This window comes from Paucisalibacillus globulus DSM 18846, from assembly GCF_000482485.1.
In the GTDB taxonomy this organism is placed as follows: Bacteria; Bacillota; Bacilli; order Bacillales; family Amphibacillaceae; genus Ornithinibacillus; species Ornithinibacillus globulus.
Genome location: NZ_AXVK01000030.1, coordinates 34592 through 58440, shown reverse-complemented (window position 1 = coordinate 58440; position 23849 = coordinate 34592). Strand labels below are relative to the sequence as shown.

The window sequence follows — 23849 nt, the reverse complement described above, 5'->3', positions numbered from 1 at the left end:
ATGGGAGGGGATTACATGGGGAACGATTGTTTCATTTGTAATAAACATGCTGGAGCTATAGAGACTTCAGGAGTAACAATCTATGAAGATGATTATGTGTACGTTGGACATATTGATAAGAATGGAATGCCAAACTATCTAGGTCATGTGATGATTGATTTGAAAAGGCATGCGCCAACCCTCGGTGATATGACAGAAGAAGAAGCAAAAGCATTTGGAGTCATGATGGCTCAAGTTAGTAAAGCCTTAATAGATTCTGAAGGGGCAGAACATGTCTATTCCCTTGTTTCAGGAAATTCAGTTCCACATTTGCACATGCACCTAGTAGCTCGTTATCCGAATACTCCAGAAGAATACTGGGGACCAATGGCTGTTTATGATTGGAAAAATGCGCTGATGGGTGATAACAACGATGTAATTGATCTATGTAATCGTTTGAAAGATTATTTGGAGAATAACCAAAATGGAAAATGCTAATAGTGAATTCTCTTGGGTAGGAAGCCAAGAAAACTTTGTAGACAACATAAGCATTCAACATTTAAACCATATATCTATTGGGCTTTTTGGTGGTAATTCAACTGCTGGTCAATTTAAAAATGAAGATGGTTGTCTGGTGTGGGGTGATAGGGAGCGGAAATGGGAGTTTGCTGTCATTTTGGATGCGCATAATTCCGCAGAGAGTACGGAATTAGTAATACGTCAATTTATGAAATATAAAGAAACAATTGAAAATCTATTATCTTGTACCTGTGCTCATGCCTTGAAAGAAATCCAACAAACTATATTACACCTGTTTCAAGAAAAGAAGTTTCTTTCAGAATGTCGCAAAATTAAGGGTGAGACTGCTTGTTTAATCTTATTAAGAATGGGCAAGTATGTTTGGTGGTTTTCGATAGGAGACTGCATTTCTTATGTGTTTCATCCGGAGCTTGCCAAGCTTGGACAATATCAGTTAAATCAACGGCAATTCTTTGAATGGGTCGGACAAGTTAACACATTTGATCAAGTGGTGCCTTGCTATAGCAGCGGTGTTAGGGAGCTAAGAAATGGTTTGAACCGTATCTTGTTAACGACGGATGGACTGGTGGAGTGTCCAAATGAGCCATTTTCTAACCCTATCGATGTTTACAATGTAATGATGAACCATGAGCTTAGTCATGGAGTTAAGACGTTACTGGGTACTATTAAAGAAAATAATGTCAGAGATAGTACAACAATTATTTCTTGGGATGTGACTATAGATAAGGATGTAACAATACCAAGTAATGATCCAGATTTATTATTAGGTGGGAAAAAATCATGAAGTGGCTTTATAAATTTTTACTATACTTTTTATCTTTTTTCATCATCAATCTAATAGTAAATGCCCTATTCAAACCTGACTTAGATGTTCCTACAGCATTTTCGGTAGCGCTTGGTGTTTCTTTGGGTATTGTAGTAGTTGAAAGATATATTGATAATAAATCTAGAAAAGAGTAAAGTGATATTCACAATGAGAGAGTAGTCCTGTTCATTTGAACTGGACTACTTTTCCATATTCTAAGATGCCACTTTTCTTCCTATATAATCGAATATAGAAGTAGGAAAGTGGCAAATAAAATTACGGTGATTTAGCCTTATCTATCTTTAGTCAAAATACTTGAGATGAATAAGTATAGTCCAATTCCACCAAAGGATATAATCGTACTTAGTATTAGCTGAGTTTCTTGAATTAGGGTTGTTTTCCCCAATAGGTATTCAGGTAATGTTAACAACGTTACAATGGCAATAAGGATTCCTGTTTTTGCCCATAGGGAAATTCCAATAATAAGAAGTAATGTAATTGCTGCAATGGTTAGTGATCCAGTCTGGCCAAATTCAATTATAGGTGTTTCAACCGATTTATTAAGAAAATGTAATCCGAAAAATAATCCAACGGGTACCAATCCTATCAGAGATAAAATTACCACCTGAATCATATTTGAAAAATCATTGCTTGAAATATACTTAAAAACAAGGAAAATCAAGAAAGTAAAAATCCCTGTAATTGCTATATGCCCGATAATTTCCAATATGGAATAAGATAATGTTCCTGCTAAAATATCCTGAAAAATTGAAAAAGAGAAAGCGCCAAAAATAATGATTACAATGTATTGAAACCACGTTCGGAAATCAATTGCCATTTCATTAGAAACCATCTCCATGTATGCTTTCGGTGATTTCCCAATAATTTTCTCAATCGGTTTTCCATGTTGCTCTGCTTCAATTAAATGACTCTCTAGCTCTTCAATAATTTCCTCAATTTCATCTGACTTTTTTCCACTAGAGAAAAGATAAACTCGTAGATTTTCTAAAAAACTTTTACTTTTTTGGGAAAGTTCAACTTGCACCTTTTTCATCTCCTTATGAATGTTTTTCCACTTCATTTGTTAACACCCTGTTAACATTGGTTTGTAAATAATCCCATTGCTTTTTGAATTTTTTAAGTTCAATCTCACCTTTAGGTGTAAGTGAGTAATACTTTCTTCGAGGTCCTGCTGTTGACTTTTTTAATGTCGAAGTAACAAGTTCTTCCTTTTGCATACGCATTAACAATGGGTAGATGGTACCCTCGCTGAATGATTGAAATCCATAGCTTTCTAGTTTTTCTGCGAGCTCATAGCCATAAACTTCTTTGTTTTTGATGATGGCTAAAATACAGCCATTAAGAATACCTTTCAGCATTTGTGTTGTTGACAAATACGTTCACCTCTTTCAGTATCTTGTATTACAAGGGTTATGTTTAAAAGGAATACCTTGCAATGCAAGATATATTGTAAAGGTAACATGCTTTACCTTGTAATGCAAGAGTAATTTTTTCGTTCGACAAATTCAAACAAAATTCGGGGAGTGACAGGCACCAGAAACTTGATCTAGGTCAAGTTTATTCTTGTGATTTTGCTTTATGATTAAGCTATAAGGGTTATATCGTTTTGCAGATCTAAGTAAATCGAAAGAAGGAGTTGGTGGTATGTTTATTCGTTGGATAAATAAAAGGAAAAAGCCAATTACATTCATATCAGGGGGATTATTGATTCTAGCATTTATCGTTAATCTCATGGGCTATTTAGATATTAGGCAAGCAATCTTAATCATAACAACGATAATTGCGGGAATTCCAATCTTCATCAAAGCTTATCAGGCAATACGAATGAAAGCATTCAGTATAGAATTGCTTGTAACCATTGCTGTTATTGGTGCATTGATTATTGGGGAATATGTGGAGTCAGCTGTGGTAACCTTTTTATTTCTTTTCGGGGATTATCTAGAAGCACGCACCTTGGAAAAAACTCGATCTTCACTAAAAGAGTTAACCGAAATGGCACCACAAGAAGCTATTGTAATCCGTAATGGTCAAACAGAAACTATCTCAATTGACGATGTGGAAGTTGGTGATCGTGTCATTATCCGTTCTGGTGGGAAGGTTCCAATAGACGGAAAAATCATTACCGGGAATGCTTCACTTAACGAAGCAGCTGTTACTGGAGAATCTGTACCTGCAATGAAAAAGCTAGACGATAAAGTCTTTAGTGGAACAATTGTAGATAATGGTTATATTGAAATTATAGCTGAAAAAGTTGGAGACGATACAACGTTTGCTAAAATAATTGAGCTAGTTGAGGAAGCACAAGAGTCTAAATCTAAAACGGAAAAATTCTTAAACAAATTTGCGAATTACTACACACCAGCAGTTGTTATAGTATCGGTACTCGTTTTCATCCTAACAAGAGATCTTCATTTAGCAATTACCTTCCTAGTTGTCGCTTGTCCAGGTGCATTAGTCATTGGTGCTCCAGTTTCCAATGTAGCTGGAATTGGAAATGGTGCAAGACATGGGGTTCTTGTTAAAGGTGGAGAAGTGATGGATAAGTTCTCTAAAGTAGACTCATTAGTTTTCGATAAGACTGGAACGTTAACAAAAGGAAAACCAGAAGTAACAGATATTAAAGTTTTCAATAACCAGTCTGAAGAAGAACTTTTACAGCTGGTAGCTCAAGCGGAAACAATCTCAGAACACCACTTAGGGCAAACCATAGTAAAAGAAGCACAAGCGAGAAGCCTAAATCTAGATATGGAACCAGAAGATAGTAAAGTCATTAAAGGTAACGGTATCCGGGTTACATTAGCAGGGAAAATACTAGCCATCGGTAATCGAAAACTGATGAAAGCAGAAAAAGTCAACATCTCAGATGAAGTCAACACATACGCAGTTGAAAGGGAAAAAGCAGGAAACACGGCTATTTTTGCAAGTATAGATGGGGAAATTGCAGGTATCTTCTCGATTGCAGACCAAATCCGAGAGGACGCTTCAAGAGCACTTGCCGAAATGAGGAAGAATGGTATTAAGAAAATTGTTATGTTAACGGGTGATAATAAACACACTGCCGAGCTAGTTGCAAACCAACTAGGTATTGATGAATTCCATGCAGAACTTTTGCCAGAAAATAAAGTAGAGTTTGTAAAGCGGCTGAAGGCTGAGGGCCGAGTAGTCGCTATGGCAGGAGATGGAATCAATGATGCTCCAGCTATTGCAACAGCAGATATCGGTCTCGCAATGGGCGAAGGTGGGACAGATATTTCCATGGAAACGGCAGATGTCGTCCTGATGGCTGATAAATTAATGCAATTCTCCCATGCTTACTCACTATCAAAAGCAACGATTCGAAATATGAAGCAAAATACCTTCTTAGCAGTGGGGATTGTTTTTATCCTATTAGCTGGGGTGCTAGCCGGTACTGTCCATCTTGCATCGGGTATGTTTATCCATGAAGCAAGTGTCCTTCTAGTAATTTTAAATGCGATGAGACTTATAAGATTTAACCATAAAAATATGGAAGCAGAAATGAGCTTAATAGTAAAAACCGTTTAATCCATTGTGTAGGTCTGTAGAGATTATCCTAGACAAGCTTGATTAAGATCAAGGAATTTAGGGTACATGTTTATTATAGTAAAACTATCAAAAGAAAAGGGAGAGATTTATATGACAGCAACACATACTCAAGCACAATATGCTACAACTGAATTTATGGTGAACCACATCGTTGCAAATCTAGGAGTCTTACATGTGAAACTTCATCAGTATCATTGGTATGTACAAGGGCCACACTTCTTTACCCTTCATGAAAAGTTTGAAGCATTATATAACGAAGCAAACCAATATTTCGATGAATTCGCAGAGCGTTTAATAGCAAGAGGGGAGAAGCCATATTCTACTTTGGCTGAATACCTAGAGCATTCCTTTATCACTGAAGAACCATACTATAATAAAATCCCGGCAGAAAAAATGGTTGAAAATCTAGTGAATGATTACCGTACGATTCGCGATGTCACCATTAAATCTATCACTCTAGCAAACGAAGAGGTTGATTCTGTAACGGAGGATATGTTAATTGGTTATAAACATTCTCTAGATCAAACTATTTGGATGCTACAAGCATACCTTGGCAAAGATAGCTTGGATGGGGAAGAAGATTAAGTAGTAAAAACTTGACCTAGGTCAAGGAATGAAACAGAAAAGCATATTAGAATAAAAGTATAATAAAACAAAGGAGAGATGCCATATGGCAACTAAAAAATTCCAATTAGAACCACTTACATGTCCATCTTGTATTAAAAAAATCGAAACTAAATTAAGCAAAATGGATGGTGTAGATGAAGCAAAAGTAATGTTTAACTCTAGCAAGGTGAAAACTACTTTTAACGAGGAGCTAGTAACTGCAGATGAGCTAAAAGATACAATTGAGAAACTGGGTTATCAAGTAATTGCATAAGTTTTCAATTCTCCTTAATTTGAGAAGCATGTGAATCACATAGGTTCACATGCTTCTTCTGATTATCAATCCAACAACTCTAATTTTTAAGCAACATCTTTGAAAATTACTTCCCGATTTGAAACAATGTAGGTATTAACCTAGAAGGGAGAAATCAAAATGAAAGTATTCTTAATCGGTTCAAACGGTCAGGTTGGTAAACATATTGCAAAACTTCTTCAAGAAAGTGATATACATGAATTAACTGCGATGGTACGTAGTAAAGAGCAAGCAGAACAACTTCAACAGTCTGGTATAAATGCGGTAGTTGCCAATTTAGAGGGTAGTGTGGATGATCTTGCTGAGGCAATGAAAGGTACTGATACAGTAATCTTCACCGCTGGATCTGGTGGAAAAACAGGCCCAGACAAAACATTACTAGTTGATTTAGATGGTGCTGTGAAATCAATGGAAGCAGCGGAAAAAGTTGGGGCAAACCGTTATGTGATGGTAAGTGCATTCAAAGCATATGATCGTGAATCATGGAAAGATAGCCCAATCAAGCCATATATGGTTGCAAAACATTATGCAGACCGTATGCTTGTGGAAAGCAACTTAAATTATACAATCTTCGGGCCAGGGCTTTTATTGAATGAACCAGGAACAGGAAAAGTAGCAGTAGAGGAAAAATTCGACAAGACGTCCATTCCTCGTGAAGATGTGGCAAGAGCGGTTGTTGCTTCATTGGATGAAGAGAAGACGTATAAGAAGACAATTGGTTTGATGTCTGGTGAGATTTCAGTTGAAGAAGCACTAAAAAGTGTAAATTGAACTAAAACTAGTAAAGCGAACAGGTAAGGTATCTGTTCGCTTTTCATGCAATTGAATTTTTAGTTTGTGATTATACCTAACATCTAACTACTTTTTGATTCTTTCTCTATCCCTACAAGCCTATCCACAAACCATTTAACTCCAATCCCAACCATTAAATAATATATAATTGAATAAATTGTTCTCCACTCAATCCTTCTATATAAATTTAACAGTTCGGATAATCCCTCTCCGATAATAGCAAAAAATAGTGTCATAATAATTAAACCGGAAATGTACCGTTTCCATTTGGTAAGTTGTTGATACATCATCATATAAGTAACCGTTACAATACCCAAATCAAAGGGTAACGCCCCAGGTCCCTGGCTTATCAGTTCTATGGGATAACCCCAAAAATTCATATCACTTCCTAAGACATCAAAAGTAAGAGTAATAAGAGCTACAATCATTCCAACTAACATGGTAGAAACGATCTTATTCCGATCATATAACAATAGAAATACAATCCATGGACCTATGAGTAAAATTAGCAAGATCCACCATTGCCATGTGAGAAACTCGTTATTATACCAGCCTTCTATATCAACTTTTACTAATTCCATTTGAAGTCGTCTTACTTCATCATAAACTTCCCATTTATCCATTAATAATCCATCTCCATTCGGTTAGTTTATTCCATTCAGTATTGCCATCTAATTAATAAATTAGCCAGTTAACAGAGCGTTACTTGAATGCCTGTATTTTTTAAATTTTCATCATTTCTATTGACAGCTTTATATACACAATGTAATATATAATTAACATAATGACATATATATATTACATAAAGTAATAAATATCTTGCATATTGTAGGTGGATATATGAAAAATAATGTGAAATTAGCAAGGGTGAGCCTGTCGCTGACACAGGAGCAATTAGCAACGAGGGTAGCAGCGACTAGGCAAACAATTGGACTCATTGAGAAAGGCGAATATAATCCAAGTCTTCAACTTTGTATTGCCATAGCGAAGGAATTAAATAAAACGTTAGATGAACTATTTTGGGAGGTAGAGAATAAATGAAATCATGGCTTGCTTTCTTTATACCTAGTGACGAATATAAGGAAAAAAGAATGTTGTATTTTCTATCGGAAGGGGCAATCCTTCTTTTGCTTTCATTAGTTGTAATGGTAATCTGTAATCAGTTCTATCCAATGAATACGGGATTAGCATTACTAATCCCAATAGCTATTTTTCTTTTTTATGTAATGGGAAGGTATATATTATCTGGTATCGAATATACAGATATTGCTACAGAAACAGCATATAAAAAAGAGATAAAACGTATTTTGAACAAAATAGGTGGAATTGTAGTAATTTACGCGTTATTATATCTACTTATTGTTGGATTCCCAGCTAACAATACAGAATGGATAGATTTTATTGGGTTATTACTAGTTGTTGGAGTATTATGGTTTTTTACAAGCTTCATTTCTTTAAAACGTTCCTATAAAAAGAATAGGGAATTATTGTAATCTTGTAGCCTAGTTCGTCATGAACTAGGCTACATTTCTTTAGCAGAGTATATTGTAAGAATTTGTATAGACTTCATTTCCCAGAAAGTCCAAATAGAATGCTATAATAATAGTATAAATTTTTACAAAAATTTAACGGGAGGAAAAATAAAATGAAAAGCAATGTAACCTTATTCAATTTTGATGGGGCTTACAGAACACAAAACTTTTACCAAAACAATCAGTATGAATGGATTGACTATGAATCTATGCCTAATATTAGTCTGTTTTGTGAGAAGGATAGTTTAAGACAAATTGCAGAAAAAATTAACAAGCTAAACGTGAATGGAATTTATTTTTTAGGAAGCGGTAATTACCACTATATGTCCTATGTACTCCAAGCTAAGATCGACAAACCATACACCTTGGTTCTGTTCGACCATCATACTGATACACTTCCAAGTCCGAGTGACAATATTATTTCCTGTGGCTCGTGGGTATTGGAATCACTCCAACATCTTCCCATGCTGAAAAAAGTATTCATTATTGGTGTGAGCGAAGAAGCAATCCACCATATTCCTGACTCGATACATAACAGAGTTGTACTATACACCGAAAACTCGCTACAATCAGATCTGACAACTATCACCAAATCAATTATTAAGAATATCTCCACTGAATCTGTGTATATAAGCATGGATAAAGACGTCCTCAATAAAAAAGACGCTTTAACAGGATGGGACCATGGTTCACTCCAACTAAAACAAATGATGAAAATGGTTAAGGCACTCATTCAATTCAAAGACATTATTGGAGTAGATGTTTGTGGGGAGTACCCGATAAATCCTGCGAATGAGTATCTTGATGACACTAAATTAGCGGTTATAAAGAATAATCGGACTAATGGAGTGATCCTGGAATATGTAAAACTGTGGACTCGTAATGCGGAGAGACGTCGTAAATTACTGCATGCATAAAAGTAATTAGGAAGGTGACATTCATGAACTATCCCATAATGTTAATTAAATGATTAAACTAGAAGCGACAGAGACCGCTACATGGGCTCTGTCACTTTTTTTTATATACATATATTATTAACCATTTGTCCATTATTAAGTAAGTTTTGGAAGCATTCCTCTTATAGCCTTAGCCTATCTTTTGATTATTGATTTTTAAAAGGGCGTCACTACCCAATTCGTAGAAGGGGGTGACGCCGCTAACAAGTTAGTTACTTAATAGTTCGATGAATTTCTTCAATTTTTCTAATGAGGTAAGATTTTGGTTGCAATTATCACTGTCTGCACAAATGTAATTTCCACGATTTGTATACGTTTCTTTTCCCGACCTAACATTAGCAGTAAATAATCCAACTTCTTCATAACTATTACATAATGAGCAGATACCTTTAATGCTTTTCATAAAAGTACCTTGGATTCCTATTAATTCTCCATTGTAGTCTGCTACAAGAAACTTTCTTTCTGAGCGAATATCATACCAACCAATATACGATATTTCCCTAAAATCAATAGTTTTTAGATCCGGGGCTTTTAACTTCTTTACTTTTGGAAAAAGTTTGGTTATTGTTTTTTCTGTTGTATTTCTAAATGGAATTACATAGGATTTTAATTCAGTTAACAAAGAATCCGCCTGATAATGCTCTTCTATATCGACAACCTTTGACAATAGTGCCACTTGACTCTCATTAAGATTTGTAAATAAAGAAAAAATCTTATCCAATGAACTTAACTTAACGGTGTAAATTACCCCTTCATCCTTAGTTGTTGCATAGGCATGAAGAATGTTTTTTATTTGAAATTTAATAAAGTTGTACTGATCATGTCTTAGGAATGGAATGTTTTTTAAAAGTATATTCATCTCTTTTGTCATTTCTGTTAGCTCCTCATTATTTTAATACCGATACGATAACAAGGTATAAAGCCAATTATCAGAAATGAATTAGGCGATTGTATCAAATTATCTCATACAAAGTTTCGCCCTCTAATAACTGGCTTTGCATGAGTCGTTACAATTATTGGCTGATGTGTACACATTTTCGCCATTTCTATCACCTCCAAGCCAACCTACTAGCATTATACAACGGTTATATGGTGCCTGTCACTCCCATGAAATATGCCGAGATTTCGACAAATTTCGGGAAGTGACAGGCACCATTTATATTCCAAACCTTACATCCATGTAAGGTTATTGAAAGGAAAATCGATGGTTCTTCTTAAAGCACTCAGGATATACTGTTACTAGAAGCTGTGGAAGAGAGGAGAACAATTATGCTTAAACTTACAAAGGTTAGTAAAATTTATGAGGGCAAAGTTGCTTACAGAGCCCTAACTGATATTAATTTAGAAATCGATAAAGGTGAATTTGTGGCCATAATGGGACCATCTGGAAGTGGAAAAACTACCTTACTCAATATTATTTCTACCATTGATGCACCAACAACTGGAGAGGTAGAAATGGAAGGGAAAAATCCTCATAAGCTAAAGAAAAATGACTTAGCAAAATTCCGTAGAAATGAGTTAGGTTTTATCTTTCAAGATTTTAATTTATTGCATACATTGACTGTTGAAGAAAACATTGTTTTGCCATTGACATTGGACGGTGCGCGTGTGAAAGAAATGAAAGAGAAGGCAAATAAGCTTGCTAATAGTCTTGGTATTTCTGGGATTATGAATAAACGGACATATGAAATATCCGGTGGTCAAGCACAGCGGGTAGCGATAGCACGTGCGATGATTCATGAACCAAAATTACTCCTAGCTGATGAGCCAACTGGAAACCTGGATTCAAAAGCTTCAAAAGATGTAATGGAAATGCTTGTTACCATTAATCAACAGGAAAAAACAAGCTTATTAATGGTAACCCATGATCCACAAGCAGCAAGCTATTCTGATCGGGTTGTCTTTATTCGTGATGGGAAACTACACTCGGAAATTCATCGTGGTGATAGTAGACAAGCATTTTTCCAGAAAATAATAGATATGCTGTCATTGATGGGAGGAGATGGCAATGACTTTTCGTCAATTCGCGTTTAACAACGTTTTACGTAATAAAAGACTATATATTGCTTACTTCCTAAGCAGTATGTTTACAGTAATGGTATTCTTTACTTTTGCCATTTTTGCTTTTCATCCTGCTTTTTCTGGTGGCTCGATTAATGAAAATGCGCTATTTGGAATGGCTGTAGCTGGTGGAATTATTTATGTGTTCTCTTTCTTTTTTGTTTTGTATTCCATGAGTTCCTTCTTACAATCCAGAAAGAAAGAGTTTGGTTTATTAATGATCCAAGGTGCATCTAGTGGGCAAATTCGTCTCATGGTATTTTTGGAAAATATATTGATTGGTTTTGTTGCGACAGTTGGTGGTATATTAGCCGGATTAGTATTTGCAAAGGCTATTCTATTAATTGCAGAGAATGTATTAATTATCAATGAATCACTTAATTTTTACTTTCCAACATTAGCGATTGTTGTAACCTTTATCAGTTTTATTATCTTATTTTTCTTTATCTCGGTTTTTGTATCATTTATTCTTCGTACGAAAAAACTGATTGATTTAATTAAAGGAGATAAAAAATCTAAAGGGGAGCCAAAAGCTTCTGTTATTTTGGCAGTATTAGCCGCATTATTACTGATTGCGGGATATGGTACTGCTTTGTATGTAAAAGGTGTGCAAGTTGTCTTTGCATTGATACCGGTTATTGTCGTTGTTACACTTGGAACGTACCTGTTATTTACACAATTGAGTGTGTATATCATTCGAAGGTTAAAAAATAATAAGCCAATCTTTTGGCGGAAAACGAATATGCTACTGTTCTCTGACTTATCATTTCGAATGAAGGATAATGCAAGAACATTCTTCATGGTAGCAATTATTTCTACAGTTGCCTTTAGTGCAATTGGGACATTATATGGATTTCAATCTTATCTAACCACAGGAGTTAAGCAAGTCAATGCATATACGTATACGTATCATCCATTCTTAGGAGATAGTGAAGAGGTTATATCACAGGATATTCGTACGATTAATTCTGTCTTAGAGGAAGAAAATGTGGAGACAAAGATGGAAATGATGGATCTTCATTACTTTGATGTCATGGATGATGATAGTGGAATCTTGATCGTCAAAGCATCAGACTACAATCGTTTCGCCGCATTGATTGGTGAAAAGGAAATTCAACCAAATAAAAATGAAGTGATTGTAGTAGAACAGAGTAGTGCAATCCTAATGGATGGGGCAAAGGCTAGTGAAACCTTAATACAGACCCCTATTGCATTAGAGAACGGACAAAAAGTTAAACCAACACAAGTCATTGAATCGGAAGTATTAACAGAAATAAATGGTTATTATATTGTGAATGACACTATCTATGACCAACTTGGCAATCCGATTAGAAGCGATATGAGTGCTGCCTGGCAAGCGGATAATGTGGAAAACGATCCAATCATTGAAGCAGGAAGAAAAATAGAAGAACAGGTCCCACATAAAGTGTTCGCAGTCGATTATACCATTTACGAAATCAATAAAGCCTATGGACCGATTCTATTTATTGGCTTATTCATAGGAATTGTCTTCTTCGTTTCCGCTGGAAGTTTCCTTTATTTCCGTTTGTTTACGGACTTGGATGAGGATAAGCGTAAGTTTCAAGCAATTGCTAAGATAGGTCTCACACAATCTGAATTGAAAAAAGTGGTCAACCGACAAATCGCACTTCTATTTCTATCGCCAATTGTTGTGGCGTTAGTCCATGGAGCTGTCGCACTTACAGCATTATCTCATTTATTTAATTATGACTTAACGATGGAATCTTCACTCGTTTTAGGAAGCTTCGCTGTAATCCAAATTATATACTTTTTAATTGTACGATACTTTTATGTAAAGCAATTAAAGAGTGCAATATCTTAAGAGAGGCGGCTATGTATGGCCGCCTTTTCTGTTTGGTTGTAAGGTGAAGTTGTCGAAAATTGGTAAATTTTGTTACAATGAAGAGGATTTTACTATTAAGGGAGGAGAATGATACATGAAGAAATTACTGTTATTAATTTTACCCTTTCTTCTCATTGTTGGATGTAGTAATGAGGATGCTTCACCAAATAAAGAGGATGTAACAACAGATACGGAAGTAGTGAGTGAAGACAGAGAGAAGGAAGTGGGCTCAGAAGACAGAGAGGACAAGTCTGAGACTGTTGCCAACAAGGATAATGTGGAAGAAACCAGTACTACCACTCTGTCTGAAGATGGGACAGTGAACAAGAAGGAAATTTACATACAGAAATTAAAGGATGTCGAAGCTGATTTAGCAGAGTTAGAGGAAATCGTAGAAAATGGGAACCAATCTGAGATGAATCAAGCCCAAGATGAAATCTACAAAAAATGGGATGCTGCACTGAATGAAGTATACGGTGTACTCGAGGAAGAGTTATCTAAAGAAGAAATGGATACATTACGAGTAGAGCAACGTAAATGGATGGAAGAAAGAGATGCAGCAGCAGATGCGGCCGCAGATGAATATAAAGGTGGATCCATACAGCCATTTGTCTATTCGGCAACACTCACAAAGTGGACGAAAGAAAGAAGTTATGAGCTGGTTGAAAACTACATGGGTTAAAAAAAGGAGATGTTTAGTATGCCAAGAAAAAATAAGGAGTTTACTTACTTTAGAAAATACAAAAAAAGAATTGTCTTTGCCCTTGGCATCCTATTCATCCTTAGTACTGCAGGTAAAGTCATTTATGATACCAACGTTTTCAAAGTAAACAGAGTCGAGTTCCAAACGAACAAAATCCCAACAGGTTCTGAAATTTCTATCTTACAAATTAGTGATGTACATAATAAAGTCTTTGGTGGTAATAATGAAAAATTAATAGAAACGGTTAAGAAGATAGATACTGATTTAATCGTGCTTACAGGAGACTTAGTTGATAGAAAGACAACGGACTTTTCTAATGTTTTTTCACTAGTTGAGGAATTAAAAGTAATAAATCCAAATACCTTTTTCGTCACAGGTAACCATGAGTGGGAAAATATATATATGGAAGAATTATTAGTAGGTCTTGAAGAACGAGGAGTGACCATGTTAAATAATGAGAACACCCAAGTCACGCTAGGAGAAGCTACTATTAATCTAGTTGGAATTGATAATGAATCTACTAATCATGAAAATATGAGTCTAGCATTCGATAATGTGAATAGGGATTTTTATACTGTGCTGCTTTCCCATTCACCTGGTGTAATAGAAAAGTATCAGGATATTCCTGCCGATTTGATATTAAGTGGACATACGCATGGGGGACAGGTGAGGATTCCTTTGATTGGAGCGGTAGTGGCTCCAGATCAAGGATTTTTCCCAGAGTTGGATAAAGGAATATTTAAGATTGGTGGGGAGCAGTATCTTTATATTGATAGTGGATTAGGTACTAGTGTTGCACCGTTAAGGTTCTGGAATCAAAGCCAGATGAGTTTGGTTCAAATAAGGGGGATATAGGGTAGGACCGCTTGAAGTTAATCCACATCGCCTTCTAAGGGATTTGTGGGGCGAATTGGATGAATTAGGCTAAATTTATGAATGACAAGCATTAAAGCGCCACCTAGAATTTGGTCATACTTTGTGCTAAAAAGGGAAGGAAGTAAATTAGTAGTGTCAGCTTGAGGCGGTAAACACATTAGTGCTGTCACCTGATTCATAAAGGGATTCTGTACATTATCAAATATTCCATTCCAAATAAATAATATACATGCAGGCATTAAAATAAACCCATTTAAAAAAAGATACCTTTTTCTTTGTTCATTGTAGAATCTCTGTTTTGGGTCAGGTGAAACAATTGGCCACCATATTTGAATGGATAGAATGAACAATAAAACTAAAAATCCATTGTGCAAGAATGTACTTTGCGAGATACTTCCTAAAATCACCGGTACATGATATAGAAAAAATAATAAGGAAAACAAAAATAAAGCTAACATTGGAGAGAGAAACAGTTTACTTATCTTTTTTACTAAGGGTAACTTAAATGTGAGTTCTAGAAGTACCTTAGGGATTCCTGCCAATAGTAAAGGTGGGATAATAAAGAAAAGAATACTCATTTGTATCATATGAATACTGAAGGAAAGATGGCCAAAAGCTGTAAGTGGGCTACCAATAAGTAGTTGGAGTAAAATCAAGGAAAGAAAAAAGAACAACGGTTTTTTATGGTATATTCTTATATTTGTAAATAGAACAAAAGAATATACAATGGAAATACTAATAAGAAAAACAAGTAATGGAACATTCCATATCAAATTCCCTAAAAGCATTACCTCATAAAACATGGAAATCTCTTTCCAGTTGTAATAAAGCCAAAGATGTACCCATATTTCACATAACTCTATATTATATGTTTCTAATTGTAAATTATAATAAAAAATAATCGATAGTGGATTATTACCGTTATTATTAGCTATTTTAATAGAAGAATGGTTTTTGCGTTTTGTTAAAAGGAACGTATGAACCATTTTTTATTTGGCTGTTTTCATAAAGATATACTCTTTTCACTTTCACAGTTGATGGAAACTGTGCGGTAACTTTATTAATAATATAAGTTGTGAACCTAAATGGCTTCGGTTAAAATGATGTGCAAGATGATCTTATACATCATTTCGAACTAGGTTCTCCGCCAAAATGATGTGAATGATGTTCTTATACATCATTTCGAACCATGTTCTCCGTCAAAATGATGTGAATGATGCTCTTATACATCATTTTGAACCATGTTGGCGTCAAAATGATGTGCAAGATGATCTTATACATCATTTCGAACTAGGTTCTCCGTCAAAATGATGTGAACGATGCTCTTATACATCATTTCGAACCAGCTTCTCCGGCAAAATGATGTGCAAAATGCTCCTATACATCATTTCGAACTAGGTTCTCCGGCAAAATGATGTGCAAGATGCTCCTATACATCATTTCGAACTAGGTTCTCCGATAAAATGATGTGAACGATGCTCCTATATATCATTGCAACCTAGATTTACATTAGAAGCGGTGCGCATCTCAATATTTCTTAACCCTTACCGTACAGTTTATAGAAATAGTGTAATTAACAGAATACAGTTCTTTTGTTAACCCTAATAAAGCGAGCAATAAAATCCCAACAGAATGAAGAGCCACTTTATACAAGCCTTACTCGACGTAAGCCCTAAGCCCTAGTTCAAAATATAGCTGAGGCTCATTATCCAAAACCTCTTTTCTCGGTAAGATGAAATCAAGATAAAGAAAGGAGGCAAAAACATGAGAAAATTTATGTTGTTTGTTGGAGGGTTAATTGCCCTATTTGTATTGTTAGCTAATTTAGGACCGATGGTTTTACTAGGTTTAAGTGGTTGGTTACTTTATGTTGTGTTTAAGAAGTTCGTCAAAAGTGATTCAGTTGCAGCAAAAATTGGCTGGATTATCTTAGGATTATTTATTCTAGGAATTGCATTTTCAAACATCTATGCAGTAATCGGAATCGCAGCTGCATTTGGACTATACTGGATAGTTAAAAACTGGAAAAAAGATGATCATGACCCGATTGTTCCTGAAGATAATGATGATCCATTTGCAAACTTTGAACGCCAGTGGGCAGAGTTGAATAATTAGGGTTGTTGGATCTGGAAAAATGGGCTTGTCAGAACTAGCATGAACCTGAAAGTAGAAACCATGCTACCAAGAATCAAGATTATGAGCCCGAACGCAGTAGGTATGTGCCCACCCTGGGCCACAACCAAAAAAAGGAGAGAATAAAATGACAAACGTATTCACACGTATAAAAGATTCAATCGAAGCGGATTTACATGATTTACTAGACAAAAAGGAACAGAAAAACCCAGTAGGTTCTTTAAATCAATATTTACGTCAAGCTGAACAAGAGGTAGAAAAGGTTCGCAAATTAATTGAGCGTCAATATAAATTGAAGGATGAGTTTTCAAAAGAATATTTAAAAGCAGCGGAAATGGCTGAAAAGCGTCAGAAACAAGCTGCAATTGCTGAAAAAGCTGGTGAAGAGCAAATGCATGCCTTTGCACAAAAAGAGCATGATGAATATCAAGCACGTGCGGAGCGAATGAAAGCTTCCCGTCAAGAAGCAATCGAACAATTGGAAGAATTAGAACAAAAGTATGAAGAAATGAAGCATCGTATTAAAGATATGCGTCTTCGTCGAATGGAATTGATGGGGCGTGAGAATGTACTTCATGCCAATCATCAAATTAATCGTGTGATGGAAGAAGTATCTGATAAACCTTTTTCAAAGTTTGCAGAGATGGAGCGTTACATCGACAATCTGGAATATAAAGTAAACAGTGCATACTATAAGTCCACCTTTGATAGCAAAATTGCTAAATTAGAAAAGGAAATAGATGCGAAAGAAAAAACGAATTAATTGCAATGCGCAAAACTACCTAAAAATGGTATACTCATGTCACGGGCCCAAGGGATTGGGCCTGTATGAGTTCACAAGTATAGGGGGGATTCCTGCTATGTTCAAAAAACTAAAAACAGATACACTCAACTGGATTGTGATCATAGGAGTAATCCTCCTTATTTTTGAAATAATATTTCATTTTGGTGGAGCCATTATCCCGGCATTATTTTCTGCCTTATTTGCTTATATTGGGTGGAAAAATTTCCAGCATTTATGGGGAAAAGTTCTGTTTTGGATCTTTTTAGTCTTTTTCGTTTTTTCTATATTAAATTTATGGGCGGTTCGTTTTCTAATAGTCGTGGTTATTGTGCTATGGCTTAAAGATTATTATGAATCAAAAAATAGTAAACACCTGGAACCAAATCTTCCTCACAACGTCATAAATGATGAAAAAGTAATTAAAGTTAAACCACTTTTTGAGAATACATTTTTCGATGACTTGCAGACAGAGGACACTGCCTATCAATGGCGAGATGTTAATATTCATGGTGCTTTTGGGGACCGGGTGATTGATTTAAGTAATACAGTAATTCCTAATGAGACTGCAGTAATTTCAATTCGCCATCTGGTTGGAAATATCGAAATTTATGTTCCTTATGAAGTAGAAGTCAGTATTCATCATAGTTCCGTATTTGGTAGAGCCTATATCTTTGATGAGAAAGACACGAATCTAATTAATAAATCACTTCTATACCAAACTGAAAACTATGATACAACCTATCCTAGAGTGAAGATTATTACATCATTATTCTCCGGTGATATCGAGGTGAAACGCATATGATGACTGTTCTTCGCCATATGATGATTGGGATAATGTATAGTTTGGTATTAGTTGTTCTATCCGTTGGATTAACTTTTTTCTTGCATGAAGAATTTAGCTGGTCCATGCTTTGGGAAATGAGAATTGGAGATGTTTCCTTTCTAGTAACCGTCCTTGGAATTGCGACTATATCCGGTGCGATTATGGGAAGTGCAATTGGTGGGTATTGGAAGCAGCGAATTAATCATATTGAACGGAAACTAGATAGTTTAGTAAAGGGTCAGAGTATCGACTTAGAAGAGGTTTCTTTTAAAGAATTAAAAACTCTTGAACAGAAAATGAGTCAAATACAAGAAAAGATAAAAAAACAAGCCGAGCATTTCCAAAACCTTGCAACACAGAGGGCGGAAGAGAGGGAGCAAAGCTTACAAGAAATTGTTGTTCAGGAACGTAATCGATTAGCTAGGGAACTACATGATTCGGTTAGTCAGGAATTATTTGCTGCATCCATGATGATGTCGGCTATTAATGAAACTAGCGGTCAAATGAAAGACACTACAAAAAAGCAATTACGACTAGTTGAAAATATGATTCAACAATCACAACTTGAAATGAGGGCATTGCTGCTACATTTGCGCCCGGTGGCACTGAAAGGGAAATCACTTCTTGAAGGTGTGGAAGAATTACTGGTGGAGCTAAAACAGAAGGTTCCTATGGACATCTCTTGGAAGGCAGAGGATTTCAAGCTTGATAAAGGTGTCGAGGATCAATTATTCCGGATTTTACAGGAATCAGTTTCCAATACGCTCCGGCATGCTAAGGCAACTACCCTTCTTGTCATGCTGATAAAACGTGATAATACTGCTATTTTACGCGTAAAGGATAATGGTGTTGGATTTGATTTGAATACGGTGAAAACCGGATCGTATGGTTTGCAGAATATGGAAGAACGTGCATTCGAGGTTGGTGGTACAATCAAGATTATTTCATTACCTAATCAAGGAACGCAGTTAGAAGTAAAGGTCCCTATATTAAAGAAGGATGGTGAACTCGGGTGATTAGAGTACTTTTTGCGGATGATCATGAAATGGTACGTATCGGGGTAACAGCATATCTCTCAGCACAGCCAGATATTGAAGTGATTGCAGAGGCAAGTGATGGTGCTCCTGCTGTTAAGCTCGCATTGGAACTGTGGCCAGATATTATTTTGATGGACCTTGTCATGAAGGAAATGGATGGCATTGAAGCAACTAGACAGATTGTGGATCAATGGCCAGAAGCAAAAATTATTATTGTTACAAGTTTTCTTGATGATGAAAAAGTATATCCAGCTCTTGAAGCAGGGGCTACAAGTTATATGCTTAAAACATCAAAAGCAGAAGAAATTGCAAAAGCTATTCGTTCCACTTACGAGGGTCAATCCGTTTTAGAACCAGAAGTAACTGGGAAGATTATGACCAAAATGCGTGAAAAGCCAGTCGCTCATCTTCATGATCAATTAACTGACCGAGAAATGGAAATTCTTCTATTAGTTGCGCAAGGTAAATCAAATCAGGATATTGCCGATGAATTGTATATTGCATTAAAGACAGTGAAGGTACATGTTAGTAATATTCTAGGAAAACTTGAAGTGCAGGACCGGACACAGGCAGTAATATATGCATTTAAACATGATTTAGTCACATGATGTGAAATAGGGTTACAGGTTATATGTGTTTTAAAATTAAAGCACTATGACCTGTAGCCCTTTTGTATAAAGTAAATCAACTTATGGTTCTTTCTAACAATAAAAGACGCTTAGAATTAGCTAAATAGTTCATACATAATCTCTTTATAATATTCTTCATAACCTACCATCCCTAATGCCTTTGCCGCTTTAAGCTCTGCTTCTCTGTCATAAGGTACACGTACAAAGTTAATGGAATTGGATCCGTATGTACCGTCAACAATTACATAGGTTGCATCAACTACATCTAATCCTACACTTCCTACATTACAAAGTAGGCCGATATCATAGCTTCTTAACCACGTTACATGTATATCCCCATAAAAGACTATATCGGGGGTGCGCGATGAGTGGAGGGAGTTGGTTTCTTCACTATTTTCAAAAAGAGACAAACACTTTTCCTTTGAATGATACTCGGGTGCAATTCGTTCAAAAACACTCCTTGGTGAAGCATGAAAACAACGAATAAGCTTATCATTTAATTCAAATTCGATATGAAAAGGTAAGGAAGCTAAATACTTAAAATCCTCGGCTGTCAACCGACTTTGAATCCACTTTAGATGTTCATTATCTGTCTCTTCTTGGATAAACACATCCCAATTCCCACGAATAACCTTATCACAATGCTTTTTTACAAGTTCAATACACGCAGAGCCACGGGGACCTTTTCCGACTAAATCACCTAAACAAAAAATCTGGTCGACACCACGTTTTCCAATGTCCTCAAGTACAGCTTCTAATGCAGTTAAATTGCCATGAATATCAGATATAATTGCTGTTTTTGACAAACCTACTTCCCCCTTTTTAGTAGTACAAAGTAAGTATATCCTAATTTTTACAATAATTAATAACCTTTTCGTTTAATCTATTTCTATAAAGTCCTTTACTCGTTTGACAAACGGTTCTTTATCATACGTATAATACAACTGGCTAGACAACCTCACCGGATCACCGTAAAAATATCGCTCATATTGGACTTCACGTGTACCATAAGCACTCATGGTTAAATCCCAAGCCAGGCGGAATAGCTTTACACGTGTTTCGGCATCATCCGATTTTGACTGTAAATAATGATCCAAATCCTTTTTCAATTCGGATTGAAATGCATTCTCTGTAGGAATAGACATTATTCCACTGGCACTTATCTGCTGAATAATTTCACTAAATCTTGCATAAACCTTTGGAAAAATATTACTCGCTACATGTAATGTTCGTTGATCTGGTCGCATAAATCCCCACTCATCTAACTTTGCTTCCACTTCAGACTTAATAACCAATGCCTTTAAAGTTTCTAAAGCAATAATAATCTCAGATGCCTTTTCTTGAACGTGGAGATAATCCGAAATATTAATCGAATCGATAATTGACTGGACGACCCCTAAAATAAACTCCGTCTTAATAATTTGTCTAGAGATAGCTTGATGTAAGGAGAATGGATGGAATGAACTACTAGTTGCAAACGTGTTAGAAACTGGTAAATTATCATAATAAAAAACTCGTTCCCAAGGTACAAGGCATTCGTCGAAAACAACAATAGTATCCATTTCTTCGTAACGTGAACTTAATGGATAATTAAAGGTGGAGTCGCCACCAACAAAAGATTCTCTGCTTATAAATTTCAATCCCTTTTGATTACTTGGAATAGAAAATGCAAATCCATTTGCTTTGTCTTGTATACCACCTGCTGAAAATACAGCAATTTCATCGGTAATCCCACCTCTTGTCGCTAATAATCTTGCACCTTTTACAATGATTCCCTCTTCATTTTTGGCGACGATCTTAGCAGCAATCGGTTCATCGGAATCTTCAAAGTAAAATTGCGCACGGTTTACTTGAGGATTAACAAATGAATGTGTCAGAGATAAATCGTTTTCTCTAGCATACTCATAAAAAGCGACTAACCGTTCTGGAAAACAGTTCTCTTTTCCTTTTAGAAACCCGGAAGATGATGCAAGGGCCATTAAGACCGTGTTCATATAGTCCGGACTCCTACCCATCATGCCGTTACTTGCAATCGCCCATTGTTGGGTCATCTTTCTCCTTTTCACAAGGTCCTCTTTCGTTTTCGGTTGTAAATAGGACATTCCTACAGGTTCTCCAGTTATGGGAGATGAGTATGTCATTATATGATTTACAGTTGTATCATGCTGTAAATCATATAATGCCGCTTGGCTCCTCAGAATTCCTTTAAATGCAGTATGTTCAGATATTCTTCCCTGTACTGGTTTACCATCCACCCATACATTCGCTTGAAGTTTATCAATCCGTTCGATATATTTTTTTCCAGTAATGGCTGGCATATGCTCACTCCTCAAACTATAGTAATCCCGAATTACTTATTGGGCTACGTGATATTTTATTAGGATTTTCAATTGGTTGTTACATTTTTTAGAAAGAAGTATAAGTAACGCTTAGCTAGGTAATGATAGATTCATTTATTTGTAAAATCATGTAAACTATTAGTAAAAGCTAAAGCTTGTAAGAGGAGATGATCCATTGCTTAAATATTACCTGGCAGTTACATTTGATGTTTGTGAACATAACAATTTGTACCAAGACATGAATGAATACCTGGTTGATTCATCTGATAATCTAGTGGAGAAGGTTAAAGAATTTGCTCAACAGGATATTGCACCAGTGGTTAAGGTGTATGAATCTGATTCTAAAGATTTTAGTAAAGGACAACTTTACAAAGAATATAAATTCAAAGAGTTTGAGTGTAATTGTAAGGATGAGGAGAGTATGTGAACATGCTGTTAAACAATGATAACCAATACCTAAAAAGTATTGATTTAAAACAAGAAACGATAGATTCCTATAATAGGTTTCCTTTGAATCTTCCTGTGATTAGGAATTTCCGTAAAATAGCATTTCATCCGAATGTAACGTATATTATCGGAGAAAATGGAATGGGGAAATCCACTTTATTAGAAGCGATTGCCATTGGATTAGGATTTAATCCTGAGGGTGGTACCCTTAATTTTAATTTTTCTAGTTATGATTCACATTCAGACCTACATGAGTATATTCGTTTAGCGAAGGGAGCGTATCGACCAAAGGATAGTTTTTTCTTCCGGGCGGAGTCCTATTATAATTTGGCTACCAATATCGAGGAATTAGGTGGTAATATTGTTGATTCATATGGTGGAACTTCTCTTCATGAGCTTTCACATGGGGAATCATTTTTTGCTACATTTATTCATCGGTTTGGGGAGGATGGACTTTACATATTGGATGAACCGGAAGCAGCATTATCACCCTTGAGACAAATATCAATGCTTGCTAGGATCCATGATTTAGCGAATGACGGATCACAATTTATTATTTCAACTCACTCCCCTATTATAATGGCCTACCCCAAGGCGAAAATCATACAGCTGACAGAAGAGGGAATGGAGGAAACAAGTTTAGAAGATACGGGTCACTATAAGATTATGAAACAATTTTTTGAGGACAGGGATCGACTCTTTCATCATTTATTTGATTAGCGATAAGAGAAATACGAGAAGTCAATTTGCCAGGTAAAAGAGGTTTAGCTATATGAAACAATCTGTAACGGTATATACATCAGCGCTTTGCCCAGTGTGTGGAATGGTCAAAACTTTTCTAGACTCCTTTGATATTACGTATAAGGAAGTTATAATTGACCTAAATCCAGTCGAGAGAATTAAGTTGATAGGAAGGACAAAGAGACTAACTGTCCCACAAACCAATATTAATGGTCAGTGGATTTCTGGATTTAATCCAGAGAGAATGTTAAAAGCAATGAATGCAAATTAAAACACTGAAAAAGGCTGACTTGTTAAAAGTCAG

At 35.8% G+C, this 23849-nt stretch carries 29 protein-coding genes; 22 read left to right on the top strand and 7 right to left on the bottom strand.

Going from position 1 to position 23849, the window contains the following annotated elements; translation table 11 throughout:
- The first annotated feature begins 15 nt into the window (after positions 1-15).
- From K332_RS0109915 to K332_RS0109905, 3 genes are read left to right on the top strand one after another with little or no spacing between them, the layout of a single operon-like run.
- Entirely contained in the window at positions 16-477 is a 462-nt protein-coding gene (locus K332_RS0109915) for an HIT family protein (protein WP_084287900.1), read from the top strand.
- Positions 464-1303 carry a PP2C family serine/threonine-protein phosphatase gene (locus K332_RS0109910; protein WP_026907321.1) on the top strand — a complete coding sequence of 280 codons (840 nt, stop codon included), beginning with the start codon at positions 464-466 and terminating at the stop codon, positions 1301-1303. Before K332_RS0109915 ends, K332_RS0109910 begins: the two co-directional genes overlap by 14 nt.
- A complete protein-coding gene (locus K332_RS0109905; RefSeq protein ID WP_026907320.1) occupies positions 1300-1479 on the top strand; it encodes a hypothetical protein in 180 nt (59 codons plus the stop codon). Before K332_RS0109910 ends, K332_RS0109905 begins: the two co-directional genes overlap by 4 nt.
- 137 nt (positions 1480-1616) lie before the next feature.
- Here the strand turns inward: K332_RS0109905 and K332_RS0109900 are convergent, their stop codons facing one another.
- Complete coding sequence (locus K332_RS0109900) at positions 1617-2405, bottom strand: HAAS domain-containing protein (RefSeq protein ID WP_051359418.1); 789 nt, start codon at positions 2403-2405, stop codon at positions 1617-1619.
- The gene (locus K332_RS0109895) at positions 2383-2703 is read right to left on the bottom strand and encodes a PadR family transcriptional regulator (protein ID WP_026907318.1); all 321 of its coding nucleotides are present in this window, start codon (positions 2701-2703) and stop codon (positions 2383-2385) included. Before K332_RS0109895 ends, K332_RS0109900 begins: the two co-directional genes overlap by 23 nt.
- Positions 2704-2989: 286 nt before the next feature.
- Between K332_RS0109895 and K332_RS0109890 the strand changes: the two genes are divergently transcribed.
- From K332_RS0109890 to K332_RS0109875, 4 genes are all read left to right on the top strand, one after another.
- On the top strand, positions 2990-4888 hold the full coding sequence (locus K332_RS0109890) for a heavy metal translocating P-type ATPase (RefSeq protein ID WP_036688602.1): 1899 nt from the start codon (positions 2990-2992) through the stop codon (positions 4886-4888).
- 111 nt (positions 4889-4999) lie between these two features.
- The gene (locus tag K332_RS0109885) at positions 5000-5494 is read left to right on the top strand and encodes a Dps family protein (protein WP_051359421.1); all 495 of its coding nucleotides are present in this window, start codon (positions 5000-5002) and stop codon (positions 5492-5494) included.
- Positions 5495-5579: 85 nt separating this feature from the next.
- The gene (locus K332_RS0109880) at positions 5580-5789 is read left to right on the top strand and encodes a heavy-metal-associated domain-containing protein (RefSeq protein ID WP_026907315.1); all 210 of its coding nucleotides are present in this window, start codon (positions 5580-5582) and stop codon (positions 5787-5789) included.
- A gap of 159 nt (positions 5790-5948) precedes the next feature.
- A complete protein-coding gene (locus K332_RS0109875; protein WP_026907314.1) occupies positions 5949-6599 on the top strand; it encodes an SDR family oxidoreductase in 651 nt (216 codons plus the stop codon).
- An 83-nt stretch (positions 6600-6682) separates the two neighbouring features.
- Here the strand turns inward: K332_RS0109875 and K332_RS0109870 are convergent, their stop codons facing one another.
- The gene (locus K332_RS0109870; protein WP_026907313.1) at positions 6683-7243 is read right to left on the bottom strand and encodes a CBO0543 family protein; all 561 of its coding nucleotides are present in this window, start codon (positions 7241-7243) and stop codon (positions 6683-6685) included.
- Positions 7244-7460: 217 nt separating this feature from the next.
- Here K332_RS0109870 and K332_RS0109865 point away from each other — a divergent pair, with 217 nt between their 5' ends.
- The 3 genes from K332_RS0109865 to K332_RS22305 all read left to right on the top strand — a co-directional run bounded on the left by K332_RS0109865 (position 7461) and on the right by K332_RS22305 (position 9069).
- Positions 7461-7661 carry a helix-turn-helix transcriptional regulator gene (locus tag K332_RS0109865; RefSeq protein ID WP_026907312.1) on the top strand — a complete coding sequence of 67 codons (201 nt, stop codon included), beginning with the start codon at positions 7461-7463 and terminating at the stop codon, positions 7659-7661.
- Positions 7658-8113, top strand: coding sequence for a hypothetical protein (locus tag K332_RS0109860; protein WP_026907311.1), 456 nt, complete (start codon positions 7658-7660; stop codon positions 8111-8113). Before K332_RS0109865 ends, K332_RS0109860 begins: the two co-directional genes overlap by 4 nt.
- A gap of 152 nt (positions 8114-8265) precedes the next feature.
- Positions 8266-9069, top strand: a complete 804-nt coding sequence (locus tag K332_RS22305) for an arginase family protein (RefSeq protein WP_051359417.1) — start codon at positions 8266-8268, stop codon at positions 9067-9069.
- Between the two features lie 247 nt (positions 9070-9316).
- Here K332_RS22305 and K332_RS0109850 read toward each other — a convergent pair whose 3' ends face one another.
- A complete protein-coding gene (locus tag K332_RS0109850; RefSeq protein WP_051359416.1) occupies positions 9317-9979 on the bottom strand; it encodes a FusB/FusC family EF-G-binding protein in 663 nt (220 codons plus the stop codon).
- A gap of 398 nt (positions 9980-10377) precedes the next feature.
- On the opposite strand from K332_RS0109850, the gene K332_RS0109845 reads away from it, so the two are divergent.
- The 4 genes from K332_RS0109845 (at position 10378) to K332_RS0109830 (ending at position 14591) form a co-directional block, all read left to right on the top strand.
- Positions 10378-11142 (top strand): ABC transporter ATP-binding protein, encoded by a 765-nt coding sequence (locus tag K332_RS0109845; protein WP_026907309.1) that lies wholly within the window; start codon positions 10378-10380, stop codon positions 11140-11142.
- Positions 11117-13012 (top strand): FtsX-like permease family protein, encoded by a 1896-nt coding sequence (locus K332_RS0109840; RefSeq protein WP_026907308.1) that lies wholly within the window; start codon positions 11117-11119, stop codon positions 13010-13012. The genes K332_RS0109845 and K332_RS0109840 overlap by 26 nt, the downstream gene beginning before the upstream one ends.
- Before the next feature lie 115 nt (positions 13013-13127).
- Positions 13128-13715 (top strand): lysozyme inhibitor LprI family protein, encoded by a 588-nt coding sequence (locus K332_RS23265; protein WP_051359415.1) that lies wholly within the window; start codon positions 13128-13130, stop codon positions 13713-13715.
- Between the two features lie 18 nt (positions 13716-13733).
- Positions 13734-14591, top strand: coding sequence for a metallophosphoesterase (locus K332_RS0109830; RefSeq protein WP_026907307.1), 858 nt, complete (start codon positions 13734-13736; stop codon positions 14589-14591).
- Between the two features lie 17 nt (positions 14592-14608).
- Here K332_RS0109830 and K332_RS22295 read toward each other — a convergent pair whose 3' ends face one another.
- A complete protein-coding gene (locus K332_RS22295) occupies positions 14609-15415 on the bottom strand; it encodes a cytochrome c oxidase assembly protein (RefSeq protein WP_169727361.1) in 807 nt (268 codons plus the stop codon).
- A gap of 961 nt (positions 15416-16376) precedes the next feature.
- On the opposite strand from K332_RS22295, the gene K332_RS0109820 reads away from it, so the two are divergent.
- The 5 genes from K332_RS0109820 (at position 16377) to K332_RS0109800 (ending at position 19997) form a co-directional block, all read left to right on the top strand.
- Positions 16377-16727: a lmo0954 family membrane protein gene (locus K332_RS0109820; RefSeq protein WP_026907306.1), complete on the top strand. Its 351-nt coding sequence runs from the start codon at positions 16377-16379 to the stop codon at positions 16725-16727.
- A 145-nt stretch (positions 16728-16872) separates the two neighbouring features.
- Positions 16873-17508 (top strand): PspA/IM30 family protein, encoded by a 636-nt coding sequence (locus tag K332_RS0109815; RefSeq protein ID WP_026907305.1) that lies wholly within the window; start codon positions 16873-16875, stop codon positions 17506-17508.
- A gap of 97 nt (positions 17509-17605) precedes the next feature.
- Positions 17606-18331: a cell wall-active antibiotics response protein LiaF gene (gene liaF / locus K332_RS0109810; protein WP_026907304.1), complete on the top strand. Its 726-nt coding sequence runs from the start codon at positions 17606-17608 to the stop codon at positions 18329-18331.
- A complete protein-coding gene (locus tag K332_RS0109805) occupies positions 18328-19368 on the top strand; it encodes a sensor histidine kinase (protein ID WP_026907303.1) in 1041 nt (346 codons plus the stop codon). Before liaF ends, K332_RS0109805 begins: the two co-directional genes overlap by 4 nt.
- Positions 19365-19997, top strand: a complete 633-nt coding sequence (locus tag K332_RS0109800; RefSeq protein WP_026907302.1) for a response regulator — start codon at positions 19365-19367, stop codon at positions 19995-19997. The genes K332_RS0109805 and K332_RS0109800 overlap by 4 nt, the downstream gene beginning before the upstream one ends.
- A gap of 116 nt (positions 19998-20113) precedes the next feature.
- Here the strand turns inward: K332_RS0109800 and K332_RS0109795 are convergent, their stop codons facing one another.
- Together K332_RS0109795 and hpaB are read right to left on the bottom strand one after the other, a co-directional pair.
- Entirely contained in the window at positions 20114-20824 is a 711-nt protein-coding gene (locus K332_RS0109795; RefSeq protein ID WP_026907301.1) for a metallophosphoesterase family protein, read from the bottom strand.
- 72 nt (positions 20825-20896) lie between these two features.
- Positions 20897-22336, bottom strand: a complete 1440-nt coding sequence (gene hpaB, locus K332_RS0109790) for a 4-hydroxyphenylacetate 3-monooxygenase, oxygenase component (RefSeq protein WP_026907300.1) — start codon at positions 22334-22336, stop codon at positions 20897-20899.
- A 196-nt stretch (positions 22337-22532) separates the two neighbouring features.
- On the opposite strand from hpaB, the gene K332_RS0109785 reads away from it, so the two are divergent.
- The 3 genes from K332_RS0109785 to K332_RS0109775 are packed head-to-tail and all read left to right on the top strand — an operon-like array spanning position 22533 to position 23816.
- Entirely contained in the window at positions 22533-22784 is a 252-nt protein-coding gene (locus tag K332_RS0109785) for a hypothetical protein (RefSeq protein ID WP_026907299.1), read from the top strand.
- 2 nt (positions 22785-22786) lie between these two features.
- Positions 22787-23524 (top strand): AAA family ATPase, encoded by a 738-nt coding sequence (locus tag K332_RS0109780; protein ID WP_026907298.1) that lies wholly within the window; start codon positions 22787-22789, stop codon positions 23522-23524.
- Positions 23525-23576: 52 nt separating this feature from the next.
- Positions 23577-23816, top strand: coding sequence for a glutaredoxin family protein (locus K332_RS0109775; RefSeq protein WP_026907297.1), 240 nt, complete (start codon positions 23577-23579; stop codon positions 23814-23816).
- The last annotated feature ends 33 nt before the right edge of the window (positions 23817-23849 follow it).